Raw genomic sequence first — 23232 nt, forward strand, 5'->3', positions numbered from 1 at the left:
AAATGGATAAAGAGTTTTGATCTATCTAGATGGAGAAAAACTCAAGAAATTATAAATTTTTAGGCTAAATCAAATTATCACTTAAATAATCGCCGGATGCTGGGAAACTAGCTTGTCCGGTGGTGTGAGGGGCTTAATATAATAAATCTATTTTAAAAAAATGATTAAACGTGTTAATTCTATCTCGATTCAGTAGGTTGCGGGTTCGATTCCTGCTTTTGGCACCAAAATAAAAAAATGTCCCGTTAGCTCAGTTGGTAGAGCACTTGACTTTTAATCAAGGTGTCAAAGGTTCGAATCCTTTACGGGACACCATTTATAATTATTGTAATTAATTCACAAAATACAATACATTTTTGAGGGCCCGAATGGTGGAATAGGTAGACACGTGGGACTTAAAATCCCATGACTTTATGTCGTGCCGGTTCAAGTCCGGCTTTGGGTACCATAAAAAAAGGGGTTTTAGCTCAGTTGGTAGAGCGCCTGTTTTGCACACAGGAGGTCAGCGGTTCGAATCCGCTAAGCTCCACCAAAAATTTTTGGAAATTTATTCAAACTAATAATGTTTTAGAGGCGGTATAGCTCAGTTGGCTAGAGCACTCGGTTCATACCCGTGAGGTCAGGGGTTCAAATCCCTTTACCGCTACCATTAAATTTTTATATTTAATGATATGAGTATGGACCTGTAGCTCAGCTGGTCAGAGCCACCGGCTCATAACCGGTTGGTCGTAGGTTCGAATCCTACCGGGTCCACCAAAGTATATTTTGGAGGAATACCCAAGTCCGGTTGAAGGGGCCAGTCTTGAAAACTGGAAGGTCTACAAAGACGCGGGGGTTCGAATCCCTCTTCCTCCGCCAATTATTTGTAGTATTTAAAGATCGCGGGATAGAGCAGTTTGGTAGCTCGTCGGGCTCATAATCCGAAGGTCGTAGGTTCGAATCCTACTCCCGCAACCAATTTTATGGTCCGATGGTGTAGTGGTTAACATGCTTGCCTGTCACGCAGGAGATCGCGGGTTCAATTCCCGTTCGGACCGCCAATTTTGGCTCTGTAGCTCAGTCGGTAGAGCAGTGGCCTGAAGAGCCTCGTGTCGGCAGTTCGATTCTGCCCGGAGCCGCCATAATAATTTTATTTTTGATTAGAAGAGAGAGTCTAAAATTAAATTTGAAGTCAAAAATATTTTTTTTGAATCAAAATAATAATAAATGTTTATTTTGTAAATTTATATTATTTTTAGTTTCAATATTATTAATTATTAATATTAAATTTTTGTTGGTTAAAGCGATGGAAAAATCATCAGAATCTTTAGAAACTATCGAATTAACAACATTTTTGGATAAATCAGAACTTAAAAATTTTCCTAATTTAAAACCTTTTTTAACTAATCAAAATGTCGATGAAACCGAAATATCTACATTATCTGATAATAATAAAGCTGAAATGGAAATTTCTCTATTATCTCATGACAAGTCTTTGCCTAATCAATTTTTTTTACTTAGTTGTAAACACGATTTAGGTTCTTTTTTTTCTAAACGAATGAGATTGTTTTATGCTTTAAAAAATGTTAGAACTGTTCCGTGTGCTTCTTTTTTTGAATGGTTTAATTTTAAACAAATTTTATTTGGTACTTTTCATGCTAATTTATCTAAGATAAATTGTTTATTTAAGTGTTTAAATTTATCAGGCATCAAAGAAGAATTTATCGATGATAAATATGAAAAAGTTTCTTTGGTAGCTTTAGATTTTTATCGTTTATTAAAAAAAAATCCTAATTTAGGTTATTTTTATTTACCTTCTCAAGATTTAGATAAAGCAATTTCTGTTAATATTTCGTTTTGTAATTGTCAAGTTAAAGGTTATTCGGTTTTGGAATTAATCCATGAAATTGTTAATCTTAGAGATGAAAATTTTGATGTAGATAATTTCCGAAAACATTTAGTTATTTATATTCAACATTTAATGGAAATTTCTGATTCTGATGAAGAATCGATGAAAGTGTCTATTAATAATTTATTAGAAAAAATTAACGAATTAAGTGATATTGATGAATTAGATCGTAATTTGTTATTTAATGTCTTATTAAGTTTTAGTCGCGTATTCATTCCAAGTCTTTTTGAAGTTAATTATTCGATTAATACTCAACGCATAAAACCTTTATATGAAATGAATTTGGATATTACAAATAATGTAGGACATAAGACTTTAGGTTTTTTATTCAAGTTAGAAAAAAACGAACAATTAAGTGATTTTTATTTAAATTTTTATGAAATTTTTCAAGATGAAAATAATATTGAACAAATTAGACCTATCGATCATTTATTAATTTTAAGAACAGATAAAAAACAACAAATTTTTTATAATTCTTTTTTTCATCATTTAAATATTAATGTTTTATATAAGAAAACTTTATCAATACATAAAAAAGCTTTTTTTAACGCTCGTTTGGCTTGAGTAAATAATAAATAAAAATTATAATTAATCGATATTCTTAATAAAATTAAAATGGTAGGTATTGAATGGATAATAACTTTAATTTGATTAGTTCTAATAGATTATCAGGTCATAATTTTTTAGTTTTTATAGAAATTGTTCGTGGTAGTAAAAAAAAATATGAATTAGATAAAGAAATTGGTTGTTTAATTTTAGATCGTTATTTAAACACATCTTTTGTTTATCCAGCTAATTATGGTTTTATTCCTTTAACTTTATGCGACGATAATGATCCTTTAGATGTTTTCGTTTTAACTCAAGAAATTTTAGATCCAATGATATTAGTTGAATGTCGCCCAATTGGAGTTATTCGTATGTTAGATAATGGTCAACAAGATGATAAAATTATTGCTGTTCCTGTAAAAGATTTGATGTTTCAAAAATATTTTAATTTATCAGATATACCAAAATTTTTATTATCAGAAATAGAACATTTTTTGTTACATTATAAAGATTTAGAACAGAAAGTTATTAAAATTCAACAAATAGAAGATTTTCAAGAAGCAGTATCTATTGTTGAAAAAGCTTTGTTAAAATATAGGAAAAGATAACAAAATTAATTTGTTTATCTTTGATATTTATTTCTGAATAAAAAATATATAAAAATTTTATTGAAATATTATTGATAATTTGCATTATAACGAATATATGGTTTCAAATGTTGAATTTTGTATATAATAATATAAAAAAATATTAAATCAATTTATATAATTTTTTTAATAATTGGGATTTTTTTGGTTAAATTTCGATAAGTGATATTTTTTTAGGTAATTTTATGAAACAAAAAATTATTTTTAATAAAAAAGCTAATTATGATTATTTTTTGGATAAAAAGTATTTAGCTGGTATTCAACTTTTAGGTAATGAAGTGAAATCTATTCGTTTAGGTCAAGTTCATTTAGATAATTCTTATGTTTGTTTTGATAATAATGAATTATTTGTTATTAATATGAAAATTACTAAATATTCTTGTAGTAATGATTTTGATTATATCGATAATAGAAAAAAGAAACTTTTACTTAAAAAAAAAGAAATTTTACAAATTAAAAATAAAATAAAAACTCATAGTTTTGTTTTAATTCCTGTTAAAATATTTAATCAACGTAATTTGTTTAAGCTAGAAATTGCTTTAGCTCGTGGTAAAAAAAAATATGATAAACGTCAAGATTTAAAACATAGAGACGAATTAATGTATACAAAAAAAATTTTAAAAGAATTTATTTAAATTAATTAACTTGAAATAAAATAATTTTATATAAAAAAAAAATTCAAAAACATCAATTTTTGAATTTTTTTTATTTTTTTTATATAAATTATTTTAATTGTACAAATTCTTGATTTGGTTGGATTTGTGTTTTTTTACTAATTTTCAGCATTAATAATCCATTTTCTAATTTACCTTCAACATCTTTTACGCTAGTTAAGTGTATAAAGTTATAATTAAAGGTGCGTTCTATTTTACCATAAAATCTTTCTTGATATAATAATTCGCAATCAGAACAATTATCCATTGAGCAACAAAAATCATTTGATGAATTGTTCTCTTTGGTAGAATCATTTTTATTTACAGATTGTGATTTTTTTGTTTGTGGACAACGATTATCTGCTTCAATAGTTAAACGGCCTTCGTTAACGGAAATTTTAACTTGTTCTTTAGTAAAACCTGGTAAATCCATGATAAGTAAATAATAATCTTTGCAATCCCATAAATCAGATTTAGGTAATCTTTTATCTAAATCTAAAATTGTTGGAATAGATAATAAATCTTTAATTATTGACATACTACCCTGTATGATCTCCTTATCATTAATTTTATAAATAAATTTTTTAATAAACTTATATAATTAAATTTATTTATTTTAATAAATTTTTCATCTTTATTCTAACAAATTTTTTTCTTTAATTCAATAATATCTAATGATGTTATAATAGGATATGTATACGTTGAAATATGTTTTTGTTAAATTTAATATTTTCATTAGTGTATTGTTTTACTAAGAAATAATCCTAGATAAAAAAAATAATTATATTTTTATCTTTTATCTGGGGAAATATTTTAATAAAATTTAATAATTTTATATAAATATTGAAACAAAAACTAATAAAAAACGAACGTTATTAATATATAATGTAGCATAGACGTTTTTTCAATTCGAAAAAAATTTCATAATTTTAATAATGAAAAAGTATTTAAATAATATAAATTTAAAAAAGGAATGTATGTAAATGGCAAATATTAAACAACAAAAAAAAAGAATTATTACTAATAATAAACGTAAATTACGTAATAGTGATTTCAAATCATCTACTAAAACTTATTTTAAGAAATTAAAAAATGCTAAAGATTTTCGTGAAGCTTCTATATACTATAGTATAGTTTGCAAAAAATTAGATAAAGGTTTATCTAAAGGTATTTATGTAGGAAATTATGTAAACAGAAAGAAAAGAAATGCCGCTATTACTTTGAATAATATATCCATTAGTTAATTTACATCTTTGTTTATGAAAAAAATTAAATTTTACTAAAAAAATTTATTTAATTAATCGATAGCACAAAGAGGTTTTATAAGTCGTGTTAGATATCAAATTTATACTTAAAAATATAGACCTAGTGAAAAATAAATTGAAAAATCGATTTGTTAATGAAGATTTATTGGACACATTAATTGTTTTATATAAATCTAAAAATCAACTTTTACAAAAAATTGAAAGTATAAAATATTTCAAGAATCAATCTTCTCGTCCAAAAAGTAATAGATCATTGATTAATCAAAATTCAGAAATTATTCTAGATGGTCATATCCATTATGAAGAAAATTTAAACAAATTACAAAATAGTTTAAAGGTAATTGAAGAAAAATTTATGAATATTTTGTATTGCTTACCTAATATTCCTCACGAAAGTGTTCCAACGGGAGAGAGTGAAGCTGATAATGTAGAGGTATGTCATTCTATTATTAAACCTCGTTGCTATAATTTTGTTATTAAAGATCATCTTCAATTAGGGGTAAGTTTGAATATTTTAGATTTTCAAAAAGCTTCTAAAATTGTTGGTAGTAAATTTGTCGTTTTAAAAGGATTAGGAGCCTGTTTGGAAAGATCTTTAATTAATTTTATGATAGATACTCATGTGTCTAATAAATATTTTGAGGTAATACCACCTTTTATAGTGAATCAACAATCTATGTTCGCTACAGGTCAATTGCCTAAATTTTCCCAAGATGTTTTTAAATTACAATCGAATAAGTATAATTGGTATTTAAATCCGACAGCTGAAGTTCCTACTATTAATTTGCATCGTCAAGAAATTTTAGATATTAAAAAATTACCTATTAAATATGTTAGTTACACTACTTGTTTTCGCGAGGAAGCAGGATCTTCTGGTAAAAACACTAAAGGAATTTGGAGACAGAAACAATTTAATAAAGTTGAATTAATTCAATTTGTAGAACCAGAAACATCTTATATGGTTTTGGATAATATGTTAAAAGATGCTACTATTGTTTTAGATAAATTACAATTACCTTATCGTATTATGATGTTATCCACTGGTGATTTAGGTTTTAGTATGAGTAAAACTTATGATATCGAAGTATGGCTACCTAGTCAACAAAAGTATTGTGAAATAGCTTCTATTAGCAATGCGGAAGATTTTCAATCACGTAGAGCTAATATTAAGTTTAAAACGCATTTACAAGATAAAGGTAAATTGGTACATACCTTAAATGGTTCGGCTTTAGCTATAGGTAGAACCATGGCAGCGATTTTAGAAAATTACCAAAATCAAGATGGTAGTGTTATTGTGCCTACAGTTTTACAAAAATATTTAGGAACAGATATAATTAATTAATTATTATTAAAAATCATTCTTGAGAAATAATATAAAAATGTTATAAAAAAGGAATAATGAATTATGATAGATTTTTACAAAAAATATTTTCAACATATTACTATTTGGCATTTAATATTTCTTATAGGATTTTTGGGAGTAATTATGTCTATGCATAATATATTTGACCAAATTATGAAACAACCTAATCATGTTATGGAATTGATAAATGTTTTAGAAAATCCGAAAAAGAATGTTAAAATTAAAGAAATTAAACCAAAAATAGTTCGTAGTATACCGACTTTATATGATTTACAAGTTAAAATATTAGATACTTCTGATAATGTTGTAGGTAAAGAAAAAATAATAACATATTATTCTGTATCTGATAAAATTTATCACAAAATTATCGATATCATTGTAGACAAGTCTCAAAATGATTCTTCTTATCAAAAAATTTTAGATAATCCTCATACAGATCCTCCTTATTTAGGATTTGGTCCTTTAGTTGATGCTATTGGTTTTATTTTGCCATTAATTAGTTGTTATTTATTATATTCTTTATTTAAATCTACTACTAATAAATTTTTTGAACAAATGGGCGAAAAATATATTGGTAAAAAAGATCAAGTCGATTTACTAAGCAATATTACTTTTAAAAATATAGCTGGATTTTCTGAAGAGAAAATTGAAATGCAAGAAATTATTGATTTTCTCAAATATCCACAAAAATATAAAGATATGGGGGCCCGTATTCCTAAAGGGGTTTTATTATCTGGACCTCCCGGTACTGGAAAAACTTTATTAGCCAAGGCTGTAGCGGGAGAAGCGGGAGTAGCTTTTTTTGCGACTTCTGGATCGGAATTTGTAGAAAAATATGTAGGAGTAGGGGCTTCTCGTGTACGTCATTTATTTCAAAAAGCTGCTCAGCATTCTCCTTGTATTATTTTTATTGATGAAGTAGAAAGTTTAGCTCATAAAAGGGGTACTCGTAGTCATCATTCAGAACACGATAATACCTTAAATCAATTATTAGTAGAATTAGATGGTTTTAACTCGAATACAGAAATTATTGTTATAGCTGCTACTAATAAACCCGAATTGTTGGATTCAGCGATTTTAAGACCTGGTAGATTTGATCGTCGTTTTACTATTAATTTACCAAGCGCAAGAGATCGTAGAGCTATTTTAGAATTACATTCCAAAAATAAACGTTTTAGCCCGGAAGTTAATTTAAATGAAATTGCTGAAGAAACTATTGGTTTTAGCGGAGCTCAATTAGAAGGAGTTTTAAATGAATCTGCTTTATTAGCGGTACGTCGTCGTAGTTTAACTATAGAACCTCAAGATGTTAATGAGGCTATTGATCGTATATTAATCGGTTCTACACGTAAAAAAGATTTTTTATCTAAAAAAGAAAAAAAATTAGTGGCATATCATGAAGCGGGTCATGGTGTTTTAGCTGTTGTTTTAGATAATATTGAAAAAGTTCGTAAAATCACTATTATTCCAAGAGGTTCTGTTGGTGGATATAATATCATTTCTCCTGATAGCGAAAGTTCTAATTTTAAGTCAAGAAAAAAATTAATTATTAATATTGCGATCTCTTTAGGTGGTCGAGCCGCAGAAGAAATTTTTTTAGATGATATTTCTAATGGAGCATATGCTGATTTCGATCATGCTAGTCACGTTGCTAGAACAATGGTAATTAAGTATGGGATGAGTAAAGTAGGTTTAGTTCAATTTAGTCAATCTGAAAGAAATTTTTCAGATTCTAAGGCTTCGGAGATAGATTTAGAAGTGAAAAATATTATTAATGAGTGTTATCAATTAGCTAAAATAACTCTTTTAAAGCATAAAAATTTTGTAAACAATTTGGTTAAATATTTATTAAAAATAGAAACTTTAGTCACTAAAGATGTTGCAGAAATATATTTAACAGGTAAATTGGGTTGGTTTGATCAAGAACAAAATGAAAATTTAGGGCATTTACAAAATGAAAATAATATTCCCGGAGAAACATCTAATGATACATTTAATGAAAATGTAGATGATTTATCAAATCAAAATGATACTCTTGGAGAAGCTTCTAATGATAAATTCGATAATTCTGATGTTACCAATAATAAGGAATCTTCCGATGATATTTCTGATAATAAAAAAACTGAAAATGAAGATTTATCGAAAAAATCTAATAATTAAGAATAATATTTATTATAAATTAACGTTAGATTTATATAAATATAATACGGATAGATTAATTGCGTTTTATACAGCGTTTTGTGTTTGCTGTTAGCCCCCTTCCAAACTGGACAAGCAAGTTTCCCAGCATCTGGCTTTCCCTAATTTGTTTAGCTTCTTTATCTTTGGCTATTGGGGTTTTTATTTCCCAATTCGTTAGCTTTAGCATTCTCCAAGTTACTCTAAATATCTACCTTTGTCCTCCAGGTGAAGTGGACCGTTCATGTTTTAATGTCTTTCCTGACTGTCGGTGAGATTTCAGCTTTTCTTTAATGATAAACTATTCAATTCCTTAATTCTAAATTGATAACTACTGAACTACACGGTTTCATTAGTTTTCGTGGTAAGTTTTACATTACATCTACTTTCCTTCTTCGGTCATTTCAGACTTATCCGTGGGACAATTTGGTCGCAGAATCTTCTGGATTAATTACTTCATCTCAACCCGCTTTTATGGTCTGCTTTCATCTGTTATTCTTTCATTTAACAAACCAACTATCTCCTTTCAATGTTTATCAGTATGGGTTATTGGTTGGATAACACGATATTTAGGCATCTTTTGGCGCCAATTGATAATTTATTATTTTTGGGACTTAGGTTTTATGATAAAAAAATTTATTGTGGAAACACAATTTAATGGAATTCGTTTAGATGATTTTGTTACTATTAAAATTGGGTTGACTAAAAATCAAGTTCAAAAATTAATTGCTCATTACCAAGTGTTAGTGAATAATGCTTTAGTTAAAAAGAGCAATCTTTTAAAGAGTCAAGATATAGTCACGATAAATTTATCTACATTAATTGAAAAATATAATTTTTTATCTCCTATTAATTTGAATTTAGAAATTATTTATGAAGATCAATATTTAGCTGTTATTAATAAACCTGCTAATTTGATAGTTCATCCTTCAGTTAGTTTTCGTGGTGTTACTTTAATTAATGGTTTATTGTATCAACTTAAAGATTTTATTAAAATGCCTTTGAATGAACGCATGGGCATTATTCATCGTTTAGATAAAGATACTACAGGTTTGATTTTAGTAGGTAAAACAATAGAAGTAGTTGAGAAAATGCAACAATTATTACAAAATAAAGGTATTACGCGAATATATTATGCTTTAATTGAAGGTTTTTTAGATCAAACAGGTACTATAATTTTGCCTATTAAAAGAGATCATCGCAATCCTTTGAAAATGTCTGTAGCCTCTCAAGGTAAAATAGCTATTACACACTTTACTACTTTAAAAAAAATTAATAATTATTCTCTTTTGGAAATTCAACTAGAAACAGGACGTACTCATCAAATTCGTGTGCATTTAAGTTATTTAAAACATCCTATTGTAGGAGATAATTTATATAATTCTAAAAAATATTCGGTTTCATCTCAACTTTTACACGCAAAAAAATTATATTTTCATCATCCTTGGATAGGGAAAAAATTACAATTTGATATCCCTTTGCCTCAAAAATTTAAGGAATTTATTCAGTTTTTAGAATAATTTTTTATTGAAGAATTAATTATATTTAAACTATCCCGTTAGAGGATATTTTAAATATAATTTTCTTTTTTCAAATGTAATATTAAACTTAAATATTAAATTTAAATGATTTTTTCAAAAAAATTAGGAGAATTTTTTTATGTATTTGCAAAAATTGCAAACCCAAATCACTAATATTTTAAATGCAAAATTTAATATTAAGTCTATAGTAAAATATTATGATAAAGATTTATTGTGGGATTTTTATTTGCCTTTATTTATCTATCAAAAACAATGGAATAATGATTTATCAAAGATCTTTAATGATTTTAAAAAAATTTTATTAAATTTAACAGAAGTATCAGAAGTTCAATTTGCTAATGGCTTTTTAAATATTAAATTACAAAGAGGTTTCATTAGTCAACAAATTTTAAGTTCAATTTATAAATTATCTGAAAATTATGGTCAAAAATCGATTAACAATCAGGTGGTTATTTTAGATTATTCTTCTCCTAATATTGCGAAAAATTTTTCTATTGGTCATTTACGTTCTACTATTATTGGTAATGCTTTAAAAAATATTTATCGTAAGTTAGGTTTTATAACTATTGGTATTAATCATTTAGGAGATTGGGGGACTCAATTTGGCCAAATGATTTTAGCTTATCAAAAATGGGGTAAAGAAGATTTGCTTTTGAATAATCCTATTGATGAATTGCAAAAACTTTATATTTTGTTTCATAAACGAGCACAAAATAATAATATTCTTCATTTGGAAGCCAAAAATATTTTTAAAAAATTAGAAGAAAAAGATGAACAAATATTTAAATTATGGCGTTTGTTTAGACGTATTTCTTTAAAAGAATTTCGAAAAATTTATAAATTATTGGGTATTTCATTTGATTTTTATATAGGGGAATCTTTTTATCACCAAAAAGCTTTGCGCTTGGTTAAAAATTTATATCAACAAAAATTAATTATTGTTGATCAAAAAGCCTATATTTTTCCTTTAAAAGATATCCCTTCAGCTTTAATTCAAAAAGATAACGGTAGTACTCTTTATTTAACTAGAGATATGGCTTGTTTACTATATCGTGCTCAAAAATTTCATTTTCAGAAAATGTTATATGTGGTAGGCAATGAACAAAAATTACATTATCAACAATTAATTGCAATCATAAAACAAATGGGATATGATTTTGATATTCAACATGTGAATTTTGGTTTAATTTGTTTAAATAAAATCAAAATTTCTACTCGAAAACACCAAGATTATAAATTAATAGATATTATTGATCATGCTCGAAATAAGATTGCAAAAATTATTGCAAAAAGAAATAACAATTTATCAAAAACAAATATAACTAAAATAGCAGAAAAAATTGCTATTGGTTCTATTTTTTTTAATGATTTAAAAAACGATCGTCATTTAAATATTGATTTTAATTTAGAAAAGATGATTAAGTTTGAAGGAAACACAGGGCCTTATTTACAATATACTTTGGTACGTTTAAAGTCAATTATTTCTAAAACAAAATGTAATATTGAATTCAATAAATTGAATTGGTTATTTTTAAATAATTATTTTCAAAAAGATTATTATTTTATTATTGTTAAATTGTTAGATGATTTTCCTGGGATTTTAGAAAAAATTATTCAAAACAATATGCCTAGTCTTTTAGCTCGTTATTTATTGAAATTATCTCAACATACTAATCATTTATATGAAAAAGACAAAATTTTAACTTCTAAATTAGAGTTACAACAAGGTCTTATTTTATTAATCCAAAGTATTTGTATAGTTTTGGAAGAAGGATTAAAATTATTAGGAATTCCTATTGTAGTAAAGATGTGAATTTATTATGATAATATAAAATTATGTTTTAAATAATGAAAAAAGCATTTTATATAAATAAATTTTTTATTTTTTATAAATGTTTTATCTTTTATTTTTTGTAGCATAATAATAATTACAAATTAACAAAAAGTTGTATTTATGTTATAAATATGAATTAAAAAAACCTATATAAATATATTTTTATATTATTTATATTATAAAATAATTAAAATAATTGATATAATAATTTAATATTTTGTTTTTAAATATTTGAAAATTTTTAGAAGGAATAGAGGTGGTTATAGAAAGAATATGATTTTTATTTTAATTAGTATTTTATTAGGAAGTTTAGGTATATTTTTATTGATGAATTTTCGCATTGTACAAAATAAAAAAATTTTCGCTTTAATAATAAGCGTTTTTATAGTAATTATGTTATTAATTATTATAAAACATTATCAAAAAAATAGAAATAATTTCAATGAAAAAAACAAACATATTTTGACTTTAGGTTCAACAGTTCCAGTACAAGAAGGTTTTGGAATCTTGGGACAAGGAGCTAATACGGTTGTTAATAGTTATATTAGGAATTTATTACATGAATATTTAATCAAAGGATATTCTTTTAAAGAAAATAAGGTTTTAAAACGTGAATATAAATCTTGCCTTTTGACTGCTATGCCAGAAAAAATAACAGAAGGTGAATTTACAGGATATTATCAATGTTGTTTATCTTCGGGTATTAAATTTCATAATGGGCGTATATTGGAGAATCGAGATGTTCTTAATAATGTTCTGTATGATAAACAAATGGGTGGTGAACATTCGAATTTTATTGAAGATATTAAAATAGACAATAATGATATAAATCGTTTTTTTATTCTTTTTAAAGATAATTCAGAACCATCAAATTATCAAAATTATTATCATTTAAGTAAAATACCTATTGTTATCTTTGAAGGCGATAATAATCCTAATCGTCGAATTGGTTTAGGTCCTTTTCAGTTAAAATATTTTGATAATAATAATATTCAATTAGATCGTTTTATGGATTATTATAGAAAAGATGATTATAGCGATAGTAATATTGAACAAATCAAATTTTCTTGTATTCCAGACACTCAAACTATCAACATGCACCTGAAAAAGGGAGATATTGATATATCTTTTCTTGTTCTTGATAAAATTTCATCCAAAGATTTATCTCGATCTTCTGATTTACAAATTATAAAACCAGAATCACTAACTATAACATATTTGTTTTTAAATTGCCAAAAATTATCACTTGAAGAACGTAAAAACATTGTTGAAACATTATCTTCCTCCAAAAAACAACAATTTTTAGAACAATTAGGTGAAGATCCAGAGCGTTATCAAGTAGTTAATAGTATGTCAGATCCGCGCATGATAGGTTATTTAGAAGCGCCTAATTTTGATAATTTGATTTTAAGTCGAAATCCTGATAATAGCAAAGAAATAAGTTTTTTCAGCATTAATCCGACATCTCCTATTTCTTATCGTTATGCTAGTCGTATAACTGATTTTTTAAAAAAAGAAGGCTTTAATATTAAGCATGAAATTAGAGAATTGAATGAATTGGCTAATCAAGGAGAAAAGGGCGATTTTGATATGTTAATGATTTCGGAAAGTTTAGAAGATATCACTCCTTATTATGTGCTGAATTATTTTTTCGGTCCTAAAGAAAAAGGAGGATATATGCGTTGGCATCAATTATCAGATAGCGAAGAAATTACTCAAGGTTTAAATAATTTAAAATTTAATACTAATAACCCTAATTATGATCAGCAAGTTCGTAATTTTCATCAATTATTATTCCGTCAATATGCTATTATTCCTTTGTATTGCCAAAAATATTCTGAAATAGCTATGCGTAAAAATATAGAAAATTTTAATATTAATATACTCGGAGAACTAGATATAACTAAATTACGTAAAATTTAAATTCACTAAATTTTTTAAATAAAAATTTTTTATTTTTAAGAAAATTATATGATAGATTAAAGGAGCGAACTTGGATTAAATGTTTTTTCACAAGTATTTTGTCAAAAAATTATTTTATGTCGGATTAATTTTTTTAATTGTTGCTATATTAATTTTTAGTGCTATGAAATTTTTTTCAGATCCTGTTATATCTTTGTTAGGTTATAAAAGTACTTTTCAACAACGAGAACAATTGAGAATTCAATTAGGGTTAGATAAAACTTTTTTAGAACAATTTTGGAGTTATATTTCTAATATCATTTTTAAATGGGATTTTGGTCAGTCTTATGCGTATCCTCAAATGTCAGCTTTAAGTTTATTTATGAAATCTTTCAAAATTACTTTTACAATAACTTGTTTAAGTTGTTTAATAGCTTCATTAATAGGAATTTTTTTAGGTTATTTAGCCGCTATAAATTTCAAAAGTAAAATAGATTATATTTTGATTTTTACCTCTATTTTATTTATTTCTATGCCCAGTTTTATTATTGGTTTTTTATTGCAATATTTTTTAGCTTTTTATTTGAATTTATTACCTATTTCAGGATTAGATCAAATTAAATCATGGATTTTGCCTATCACCTCTTTAAGTTTAGTAGCAGTTTTTTCAATTTTCCGTATTGCTCGTGTCACTTTAATATCTGTTTCGGAACAACCTTTTGTTATAGCTGCTAGAGCGAAAGGTTTGTCTAATAAAAGAATTTGGTTTAAACATATATTAAAAAATTCTTTAGTTCCTATTCTTACTCATGTGAGTTTAATTTTTAATTTTATGTTAAGTGGCGCTATCGTTTTAGAAAGTATTTTCAATTTAAATGGTTTAGGTTTATTAATGTTTAATTCTTTTAATCAAAGAGATCTTCCTGTTTTGCAATGTTGTGTAATAATTTTATCTTTAGTTATTAGTTTGATTGGAATTTTAGTTGAATTGTTATGTTATTTTATTGATCCCACCTTTACTAAAAAATAATTTTTTTCGTTCAAAACGAGAAGGAGGTATATTTTATTATTCCGAAAAAAATATTTTATTTTTTAAATTTTTTATATAAGAGAAATAAAATTTTATTAGTGGGTTTAATTTTATTATTTTGTTTATTGGGGATCACTTTTATTCTTCCTATGATTATTCCAAATAAAACTTCTATGTGGAATTCGATGTATGGATCTTTTTTAGAGCCTGGATCTGATCATTGGTTCGGAACAGACTCTTTAGGTCATGATGTTTTTGCTTATTTGCTTAGAGGAACTATAACATCTTTATATATAGCTTTTACCTCTGTTTCTATTAGTTTTGTGATAGGAGGAATTTTAGGAATTTTAGGTGGTTATTTTTCGGGTTTTTGGGATATGATAACGAATTTTATTTGCGATTATTTAATTGTGTTTCCAGATTTTATTTTAGCATTTCTAATTATGTTTTTTTTAAAAACTGGAATTTATCAATTAATTATGGTTTTATCTATTTGTTATTTACCAACATTTATTAAAAATATTAAAAATGCTACGATTAAAATATCTAGTCAAGATTTTGTTAAAAATGCTTTAGCTTTAGGAGCTAGTAATAGTTATATTATCCGAAAACATATTTTTCCTCATTTGTTAACTACTTTATTGATTAGAGTAGTTTTAAGTTTAAGTAGTGTTATTTTAGTAGCTTCTTCTTTTGGTTTTATTGGAATTGGTTTAGATAATTCTATTCCGGAATGGGGGATGTTGTTGAGTCTTAATAAAACTTATATTTATAGCTATCCGAGATTATTCTTTTTTCCGATGATGTTTATTATTTTTACTAATTTAGCTTTTAATTTTATAGCAGAAGGTATTAATAAATTTATTGAATAATTAATTTGGTATGGCGATAAAATTCATCTTTGTTCGAAGAAAGAGGTATAAATAATGGATATAACCAAATCCAAAATTTTATTTAAAGTTGAAAATTTGCATAAATCTTTTAAGGTTAATAAAAAAATTTTCCAAGCCAATTACAATATTAATTTATCTATTTTCAAACAAGAAACTTTAAGTATTATCGGCGAATCAGGTTCAGGAAAATCTACTTTAGGTCAATTAATTATACAATTACAAAAAAATAATCATGGTAATGTTTGGTATTTTCCCGAAGATGATTTAAATATTAATTTAAGTATTTTAAAGCCTAGTCAAATTAAAAGGTGGCGTCCTGATTTACAAATTATTTTTCAAAATTCTTTTTCAGCTTTAAATCCTAAATTTAAAGTGCGTGATATTATTGGCGAAGGTTTGATAATTCATCAAAAAGTTTCGGGTTATAAAGATCCTAGGTATCATCAACAGATTATAGACATTATGCAAAAATGCGGATTATCTTTAGAATTGATGGAACGTTATCCGGCTGAATTAAGCGGAGGCCAAAGACAAAGAGTTAATATAGCTAAAACATTAATTTTAAAACCAAAATTTGTAGTTTGTGATGAAATTGTTTCTGCATTAGATGTAACTGTGCAAAAACAAATTTTAGATCTTTTAAATGATTTTAAAACTAAATATAAAGTGACTTATTTATTTATTTCTCATGATTTAGGAGTGGCCCAATATATTAGCGATAGAATTGGAGTAATGTATCAAGGTCAATTAGTAGAATTAGCTCCTACACAAGAAATTTTTCAAAAACCTATACATTTTTATACTAAATCATTATTAAACGCTATTCCTCGTATTCCTTATTACGAAACGCAATGTTAAAAATATTTAATTTTATTAATTAAATTAAACAAGTTTAAAACATGATTAAAGTTATTTGAGTTATTGATATTGATGATTGTAATTTTTTATTGTTAAAGGATGAGATAATATGAATTTGTTGCAAGTAAAAAATTTACATACTTATTTCCAATCTGAAAATTCTTTGGTGAAAGCGGTTCGAGGAGTTAATTTTGAATTAAAAGAACAAGAAACTCTTGCTATTATAGGCGAATCTGGTTCTGGAAAAAGTCAAATTGCTTTATCAATTTTAAAACTTTTACACAAGAATCAAAAAATCGTTAAAGGACAAATTATTTTTAATCAAGAAGTAATATCTAATTTCAATGAACATCAGATGCGTAAAATTCGTGGTCAAGAAATTAGTATTATTTTTCAAGATCCTGTTTCCAGTTTAAATCCTTTGTTAAAAATAAAAATACAAATGTTTGAAATTTTAAAATTACGCAAGGGATTATATGGTAAACAGGCTTTTCTTCAGTCTATACAATTATTAAAGCAGGTAGAGATTTCTGATCCTTATAAAGTTTTAGAATCTTATCCATATCAATTATCCGGAGGATTATGCCAAAGAATATCTATAGCCATTTCTTTGATTTGTCATCCGAAATTGTTAATTGCAGATGAACCTACTACTGCTATAGATGTTATAGCTCAACAAGAAATTTTGAATTTAATTAAAGATATGCAAAGAAAATATAATATGTCTATGATTTTTATTACACATGATTTAAGTATTGTTGCTTCTTTAGTTGAAAATATTATTGTTTTATATAAGGGTATGATTGTTGAAAAAGCTCCTTGTAAAAAAATTTTTAGTAATCCTATACATCCTTATACTAAAAAATTGTTAAATGATTTTTTATTAACTAGTATTTATCGTTCTCGTATTCAACCTAATAAAAATTTTTATGATGCTGAAAATGAAGTTTTTGATTTTCGTAATTTTAAAAAATATGCAGAACCAGATTTAGATTTATATCAAGTCTCTGATGAACATTTTATTAGTTGTACTTTAAAAAAATAATTTTTTCTATTACAATCGAGCTGTTTATATTAAAAATTTTAATTTATTATTTAGCGAATTAAGAAAGGTAATATTTATAATGTTAATTTGTAAAAAAATTAATAAATTTTTTAAACTGAAAAAAGATCTTATTTTCGCCTTAAAAGACATTAATATATCCTTACCGTTAAAAGGTTTAGTTTTTATTGTAGGAAAATCTGGTAGTGGTAAAACTACTTTGATGAATATATTAGGCGGTTTGGAGAAAATTTCCGATGGAGATATTATTTTTAACCATAAATCTTTTCGGAATTTTAGTGAAAGTGATTTCGATAATTATAGAAATCAATCAGTTGGTTTTATTTTTCAACATTTTAATTTAATTGATGATTTGACAGTATCTCAAAATATATCAATTGCTTTAGAATTGCAAGGTAAAAAAGTTAATGATAAAAATATTAATAATCTTCTAAATGATTTAGATTTGGCTGGTTTTGGTTCGCGTCATGTTAATGAATTATCAGGGGGTCAAAAACAACGAGTAGCTATCGCAAGAGCTATGATTAAGGAACCTGACTTTTTAATAGCTGACGAACCGACAGGTTCTTTAGATAGTGTCACTGGAGAACAAATATTAAAGTTGTTTTCGAGAATTGCTAAACAAAAATTAATCATTTTGGTGTCGCATGATTTAGAAATGGCTCATAAATATGCAGATCGTATTGTTGAATTACAAGATGGTCAGATTATTAAAGATCAAATAAAAAAATCTAATAATTTTGTTACAGATATTTCCTGTTTTGATGCAAATAATAAAGAACTAATAGATAGTAAAACTTATTTGTGTAAAAAAAGTTCTAAGTTTTTTTCAAAATTATCTTTTCGTATGGCTTGGAATAATATAAAAAATAAACCTATTTCATTATTTTTTAGTATTTTATTAACAACTTCTTTTTTTGCTTTATTAGGTTTTTTCTCAATAATGTATTTTTTTAAATCTTCGTATGCTATTAAATCAATATTTCAAAATCATCCTGAAAAAAATTTTGTTTTTTCTAAAAATTCCGATTTTCATCGATATTTAAACCAATTTTCGACCATGTCATCAATGACTTTGGATGAATTTAATTTATTGAAGCAAAAAAATCCGAAAGTTCATTTGCAACCTATGATAAGTTTGAATTTTTTTAATTCTCCAACGGAAAATAAAATGGTTGATGTTATAGAAACATCGGAAAATGAAAAATTTTGGAGCGCAATTGGTTATCGCAAACCATTAAATTTTAGCAAAAATAAAATTTATATGTCTCGCAATGTTTACGAATTTTTACAATCTTATAAGAAGTCACCAGATTTCCAATATATTTCTGATTATTCAGAACAATTATCGCTATTATTAAAAGAAAAATTAGCAAAATTATCAGAATCTATTGAAATAATCGAAATGATAGATGATCAATATATCTCTCGTATCAAAAATTATAATAATTTGAAGCAAGATTTGCAGAAATCACTATTAGAGGGAAAAACTAGTTTTTTTAATACTATAAAACTTGCGTTTTTAGAATTATATTATCCGGTTGAAAAGTGTTTTGGTAATCAAAATATAGTTGTATTACCTACAGAAGTAATAAATAAATTTATAACTTCGGATTTTATGAAAAAAGGTTATAATGAAAATCAAACTTGGAAGTTTTGTAAAATAATAGGTTGTCTTCAAGATTTATCTAAAAAAGAAATAGATGATTTTGTTGATAATTATTACCATTTGTATAGTGATGATTTATCTGAAGTAAAAAATCAAGGTTTAACAATATCTCAAACTCCGTTTATAAGTTTATTTAATGTTTTGGAAAAAGATATAAAAAAATCGATTTTATCATTTATTTTTGTAGTGTCGGTTGTGTTAGCTATTTTTGCTGGGATTATGATAATTATTTTTACTAATAATTCTATTAAGCTAAGATACAAAAGTATAGGCATTTTAAGAGCTATTGGAGCTGGTAAAATGTATATTTTATTTATTTTTTTAATAGAAATGGCGATCTTCTTTTTAATTAATTTGAGTTTAGCCTTAATTTTGATTAAATTCTTTTTATTTAAAACAAATAGTTGGTTTATTTCCTGCTTATCTGTTCCTTTTTTAATGCCAAACATAAAACCCTATATATATGTTTTTGTTTTAGGATTGATGTTTTATATCTTAGTTACTTTTATACAAATTATAAAAATTACTATTAAGAAACCTATTGATATTATTAATTCGAGATAGATAACTTTTTGTATAATTGTTAGAAAACTATTTTATAAAATTCTATAAAATTATTTTTATTTATTGTAAAAAAACAATCAAATTATAAAAATATTAACAAAAAAAGAAAATTTAGGTTGACATTTTGTTAAAGATCATACATTATTATTATTGGTGATTTTTCATTAAATTAACGCACTAAAACTCAATATATTAATTTTAAAAATAATTAAATAATTAAAATCGTTTTTTAATTTTGTCAATAATTAAAATAAATATTTGAATTTTAAATTTATAAATAAATTCCAATATAAACAGGAGCGATTAAGTGATGAATAATCAAGATTTAGCGTTAAAATTGCACGCACAAAAAAAGGGTAAGTTAGCTACAGTATCTAAAGTAGAAGTTAATAATTTAAAAGAATTGTCTCTTGTTTATACTCCAGGAGTAGCAGAGCCATGTTTAAAAATTAAAGAAAATCCTGAAGACGTTTATAAATATACTTCTAAAGGTAATAATGTTGCAGTTATTAGTAATGGAACAGCAGTATTAGGATTAGGAAATATTGGCGCTTTGGCCTCTATTCCGGTAATGGAAGGTAAAGCTGTTTTATTGAAGAAATTTGCTAATATTGATTCGTATCCTATTTGTGTAGATTCTGAAGATCCTGAAGAAATGATTAATATTATTAGTAAAATTTCTTCTGTATTTGGTGCTATTAATTTGGAAGATATTAAAGCTCCTGAGTGTTTCGAGATTGAAGAAAAGTTGAAACAAAAATTATCGATTCCTGTTTTTCATGATGATCAACATGGTACGGCTATCGCTGTTACTGCTGGATTAATTAATGCTTTAAAAGTTGTGCATAAAAAGATGTCTGAAATCGAAATAGTTATTTTAGGAGCAGGAGCAGCAGGTACAGCTATCGCGAAATTGTTATTATTGTTAAAACCTAAAAATATTGTTTTAGTAGATAAACATGGAGCGATTAATTCTCAAGATTTAGAATTATTAAATGTAAGTCAACAAAAATTAGCTAAAATAACTAATTTTTATAATGAGACTGGTACTTTAAATGAAATTATTAAAAACAAAGATGTTTTTATTGGAGTTTCTAAATCTAATTTATTAACTTCTGATATGGTTGCTAGTATGAATAAAGATGCTATTGTTTTTGCTTTGGCTAATCCAGTACCAGAAATTATGCCATCAGAAGCTAAGAAAGGTAATGCTCGCATTGTAGCGACAGGTCGTTCAGATTTTCCTAATCAAATTAATAATTTATTAGTTTTTCCAGGGATTTTTCGTGGAGCTTTAGATAGTAAAGTGACTCAAATTACAGAAGAAATGAAATTAGCTGCAGTTTATGCTTTAGCAGCTGTTATTCCGGAATCCCAATTAAATGAAGAAAATATTTTACCTTCTATTTTTAATCCTGAATGTACACAATCTATTGTTAAAGCTATAGCGAAAGTTAATAATATTTCTTAAAATGATAAATTTTATAAAATTAAATTTTACATTATTTTATATCTGGTAGAAAGGAAATTGTTTTTATGCAAGGATTATTAATTTTACAAAATGGTTTCGAAGATTGCGAAGCTTTGGCAACGAGAGCTTTATTAAAAAACAATGGTTTTGACGTGGGCGCCAAAGAGGCCTAAATTTCGCGCTATCTAACCAATAGCCAGGGTCGATAAACCCTGAAAGGAGATGGTCGGTCCGATAAATGAAAAGATGTTGGATTATAGCAGACCATAAAAGCGGATTGCGATGAAAGCAAATTAGTCAAGAAGATGCCGCCACCAAATAATTCGATGGAGAAGCCTGAGATGGCCTAAGAAGGAAAATTGATGTAATAACCAAACCTGTTCGGAAGTTGCTTAGACGGACAGTCCAGACCCTACTAATACATAACGTCAGTATTGAGTAGTTTATCAAAAAGAAAAACCTGGAATCAGCCTCCCAAAAGAGGGTACTTCACCTAAGGAATTAAGGTCGAAATTTAGGGTAACTTGGAGAATCCTAAAACTAAGTAATTAAGTTTACTAATCTGGAAATAAAAGCCCGGATGGTCAAGGATAAAGAATCTTTTTAGTAGTCGTAAGGGTAAACCTAAATTTGGAATAATTTAGTTAATCGGCTTACCAAGAGGAGAGTTAATAACTCTTATAGGGCGAAAGAAGAAAGTAATTTACTATTTATTCAATGGTATCAAGGAAGGAGTTGATATACTATGTCAACAACGGTTTCACTAGAAACTAAACTTTCGCGAACATTGGATAAAATTCAATATCGTTCATCAAATGGTTACTCTCTAAAAAGAGAGCTGCAACAAGGAATGAATAATTTCTATAACACGTTAACAGCATTCAACAGAATCGCCACTAATAAAGGGGCGGGCACGCCAGGCGTTGACAATGAAACCATTGATGGGATTAATCTAGGAAAACTAGAAAGATACCATCAAGAATACGTCAATAATGGTTATAATCCCAAACCAGTTAAAAGAATTCTCATTCCTAGTGATAATAAAGGAACTAGACCTCTGGGGCTACCTACTATCAAAGACCGGCTAATACAAAAATGCCTTAGCTCCCTATTTTGAAAATATTTTTTCAGCATGGAGCTTGGGATTTAGAACCAAAAAATCTTGTCATGACGCCATTAAACGCGTCAAACAAAGATTTAAAGGAATTGACTACATCGTCAAAATCGACTTAAAAGGCTACTTTGATACCATCAATCATGAGATTCTCATGAGAACCTTAAATTGGTTCATCAGAAAGAATAAAGTCCTCTCAACCATTAACAAATGGTTGAAAGCTGGCTTTATGAAGGATAGAATCAAATACGAATCTTTATCGGGTTCTCCTCAAGGAGGAATAATCTCTCCTCTGTTGGCGAATGTATATTTACATTACATCGACCTAAAAATGGAGGAACTGATTAAAGAAGGGAAGCCGATTAGGAAGAACCAGAATACAGAAAAGCATATATTAAAAACCAGCACCACGAACTGGGGGGTTGATAGGTATATCAATTTAAACCCAAAGACAAGAGTTGAGTACATCCGTTACGCTGATGATTTTATCATTGGCGTTAAAGGTGAATATGACAAAGCCGAAGGAATAAAGAATCAAGTAACGCAATGGCTAGAACAAGATTTGAAACTTACGATCAGTAAGAACAAATCAAAAATTGTGAAAGCCAACAAAGGAACTAGATTTCTATCCTACATGGTAAAGGTAAACCCCACCAATAAAACTCGTACAAGGAAATCCACAAAGAATTCCTTAAACGGTCAAGTTCAAATCCGGATTCCCCAAGCGAAAGCCAAAGAATACGGACATGAATA

The 23232-nt window shown here is 26.3% G+C and carries 18 protein-coding genes and 9 tRNA genes; 26 read left to right on the forward strand and 1 reads right to left on the reverse strand.

Going from position 1 to position 23232, the window contains the following annotated elements:
- The first annotated feature begins 239 nt into the window (after positions 1–239).
- The 12 genes from OC698_RS00810 to smpB all read left to right on the forward strand — a co-directional run bounded on the left by OC698_RS00810 (position 240) and on the right by smpB (position 3716).
- Positions 240–315: transfer RNA gene (locus OC698_RS00810), tRNA-Lys, on the forward strand.
- A gap of 47 nt (positions 316–362) precedes the next feature.
- Positions 363–448, forward strand: a tRNA-Leu gene (locus tag OC698_RS00815).
- Between the two features lie 8 nt (positions 449–456).
- Positions 457–532: transfer RNA gene (locus OC698_RS00820), tRNA-Ala, on the forward strand.
- Between the two features lie 40 nt (positions 533–572).
- A tRNA-Met gene (locus OC698_RS00825) sits at positions 573–649 on the forward strand.
- A gap of 30 nt (positions 650–679) precedes the next feature.
- A tRNA-Ile gene (locus OC698_RS00830) sits at positions 680–756 on the forward strand.
- Between the two features lie 11 nt (positions 757–767).
- A tRNA-Ser gene (locus tag OC698_RS00835) sits at positions 768–858 on the forward strand.
- Between the two features lie 22 nt (positions 859–880).
- Positions 881–957 (forward strand) — tRNA-Met (locus OC698_RS00840).
- Between the two features lie 7 nt (positions 958–964).
- Positions 965–1040 (forward strand) — tRNA-Asp (locus OC698_RS00845).
- A gap of 5 nt (positions 1041–1045) precedes the next feature.
- Positions 1046–1121: transfer RNA gene (locus tag OC698_RS00850), tRNA-Phe, on the forward strand.
- Positions 1122–1165: 44 nt separating this feature from the next.
- Positions 1166–2452, forward strand: a complete 1287-nt coding sequence (locus OC698_RS00855; RefSeq protein ID WP_304512853.1) for a hypothetical protein — start codon at positions 1166–1168, stop codon at positions 2450–2452.
- Between the two features lie 65 nt (positions 2453–2517).
- Entirely contained in the window at positions 2518–3042 is a 525-nt protein-coding gene (locus OC698_RS00860; RefSeq protein WP_304512854.1) for an inorganic diphosphatase, read from the forward strand.
- 224 nt (positions 3043–3266) lie between these two features.
- Positions 3267–3716 (forward strand): SsrA-binding protein SmpB, encoded by a 450-nt coding sequence (gene smpB, locus OC698_RS00865; protein WP_193621810.1) that lies wholly within the window; start codon positions 3267–3269, stop codon positions 3714–3716.
- A gap of 88 nt (positions 3717–3804) precedes the next feature.
- On the opposite strand, the gene OC698_RS00870 is transcribed toward smpB, so the two are convergent.
- Positions 3805–4272: an Hsp20/alpha crystallin family protein gene (locus OC698_RS00870; RefSeq protein WP_304512855.1), complete on the reverse strand. Its 468-nt coding sequence runs from the start codon at positions 4270–4272 to the stop codon at positions 3805–3807.
- 445 nt (positions 4273–4717) lie between these two features.
- On the opposite strand from OC698_RS00870, the gene rpsT reads away from it, so the two are divergent.
- The 14 genes from rpsT to OC698_RS00940 form a co-directional block, all read left to right on the forward strand.
- The gene (gene rpsT / locus OC698_RS00875) at positions 4718–4978 is read left to right on the forward strand and encodes a 30S ribosomal protein S20 (RefSeq protein ID WP_304512856.1); all 261 of its coding nucleotides are present in this window, start codon (positions 4718–4720) and stop codon (positions 4976–4978) included.
- Positions 4979–5063: 85 nt separating this feature from the next.
- Positions 5064–6341 carry a serine--tRNA ligase gene (gene serS, locus OC698_RS00880; protein WP_304512857.1) on the forward strand — a complete coding sequence of 426 codons (1278 nt, stop codon included), beginning with the start codon at positions 5064–5066 and terminating at the stop codon, positions 6339–6341.
- A 63-nt stretch (positions 6342–6404) separates the two neighbouring features.
- Positions 6405–8522 (forward strand): ATP-dependent metallopeptidase FtsH/Yme1/Tma family protein, encoded by a 2118-nt coding sequence (locus OC698_RS00885; protein ID WP_304512858.1) that lies wholly within the window; start codon positions 6405–6407, stop codon positions 8520–8522.
- Positions 8523–9163: 641 nt separating this feature from the next.
- Entirely contained in the window at positions 9164–10060 is an 897-nt protein-coding gene (locus OC698_RS00890) for an RluA family pseudouridine synthase (protein WP_304512859.1), read from the forward strand.
- A 139-nt stretch (positions 10061–10199) separates the two neighbouring features.
- A complete protein-coding gene (gene argS, locus OC698_RS00895; RefSeq protein ID WP_304512860.1) occupies positions 10200–11894 on the forward strand; it encodes an arginine--tRNA ligase in 1695 nt (564 codons plus the stop codon).
- A gap of 294 nt (positions 11895–12188) precedes the next feature.
- Positions 12189–13838 (forward strand): ABC transporter substrate-binding protein, encoded by a 1650-nt coding sequence (locus tag OC698_RS00900; RefSeq protein WP_304512861.1) that lies wholly within the window; start codon positions 12189–12191, stop codon positions 13836–13838.
- A gap of 79 nt (positions 13839–13917) precedes the next feature.
- Positions 13918–14847, forward strand: coding sequence for an ABC transporter permease (locus OC698_RS00905; protein ID WP_304512862.1), 930 nt, complete (start codon positions 13918–13920; stop codon positions 14845–14847).
- A gap of 149 nt (positions 14848–14996) precedes the next feature.
- Entirely contained in the window at positions 14997–15719 is a 723-nt protein-coding gene (locus OC698_RS00910) for an ABC transporter permease (protein ID WP_304512863.1), read from the forward strand.
- 54 nt (positions 15720–15773) lie between these two features.
- Positions 15774–16598 carry an ABC transporter ATP-binding protein gene (locus tag OC698_RS00915; protein ID WP_304512864.1) on the forward strand — a complete coding sequence of 275 codons (825 nt, stop codon included), beginning with the start codon at positions 15774–15776 and terminating at the stop codon, positions 16596–16598.
- A 109-nt stretch (positions 16599–16707) separates the two neighbouring features.
- Complete coding sequence (locus OC698_RS00920; RefSeq protein WP_304512865.1) at positions 16708–17643, forward strand: ABC transporter ATP-binding protein; 936 nt, start codon at positions 16708–16710, stop codon at positions 17641–17643.
- A gap of 79 nt (positions 17644–17722) precedes the next feature.
- Entirely contained in the window at positions 17723–19894 is a 2172-nt protein-coding gene (locus OC698_RS00925; RefSeq protein WP_304512866.1) for an ABC transporter ATP-binding protein/permease, read from the forward strand.
- Positions 19895–20204: 310 nt separating this feature from the next.
- Positions 20205–21365 (forward strand): NAD(P)-dependent malic enzyme, encoded by a 1161-nt coding sequence (locus tag OC698_RS00930; protein ID WP_304512867.1) that lies wholly within the window; start codon positions 20205–20207, stop codon positions 21363–21365.
- Between the two features lie 745 nt (positions 21366–22110).
- Complete coding sequence (locus OC698_RS00935) at positions 22111–22482, forward strand: RNA-dependent RNA polymerase family protein (RefSeq protein WP_304512868.1); 372 nt, start codon at positions 22111–22113, stop codon at positions 22480–22482.
- 22 nt (positions 22483–22504) lie between these two features.
- The coding region (locus OC698_RS00940; RefSeq protein ID WP_304512869.1) for a reverse transcriptase/maturase family protein at positions 22505–23232 on the forward strand (728 nt) is incomplete at its 3' end.

It is taken from the genome of Candidatus Phytoplasma gossypii (assembly GCF_030586975.1).
Classification (GTDB): Bacteria; Bacillota_I; Bacilli_A; order Acholeplasmatales; family Acholeplasmataceae; genus Phytoplasma; species Phytoplasma citri.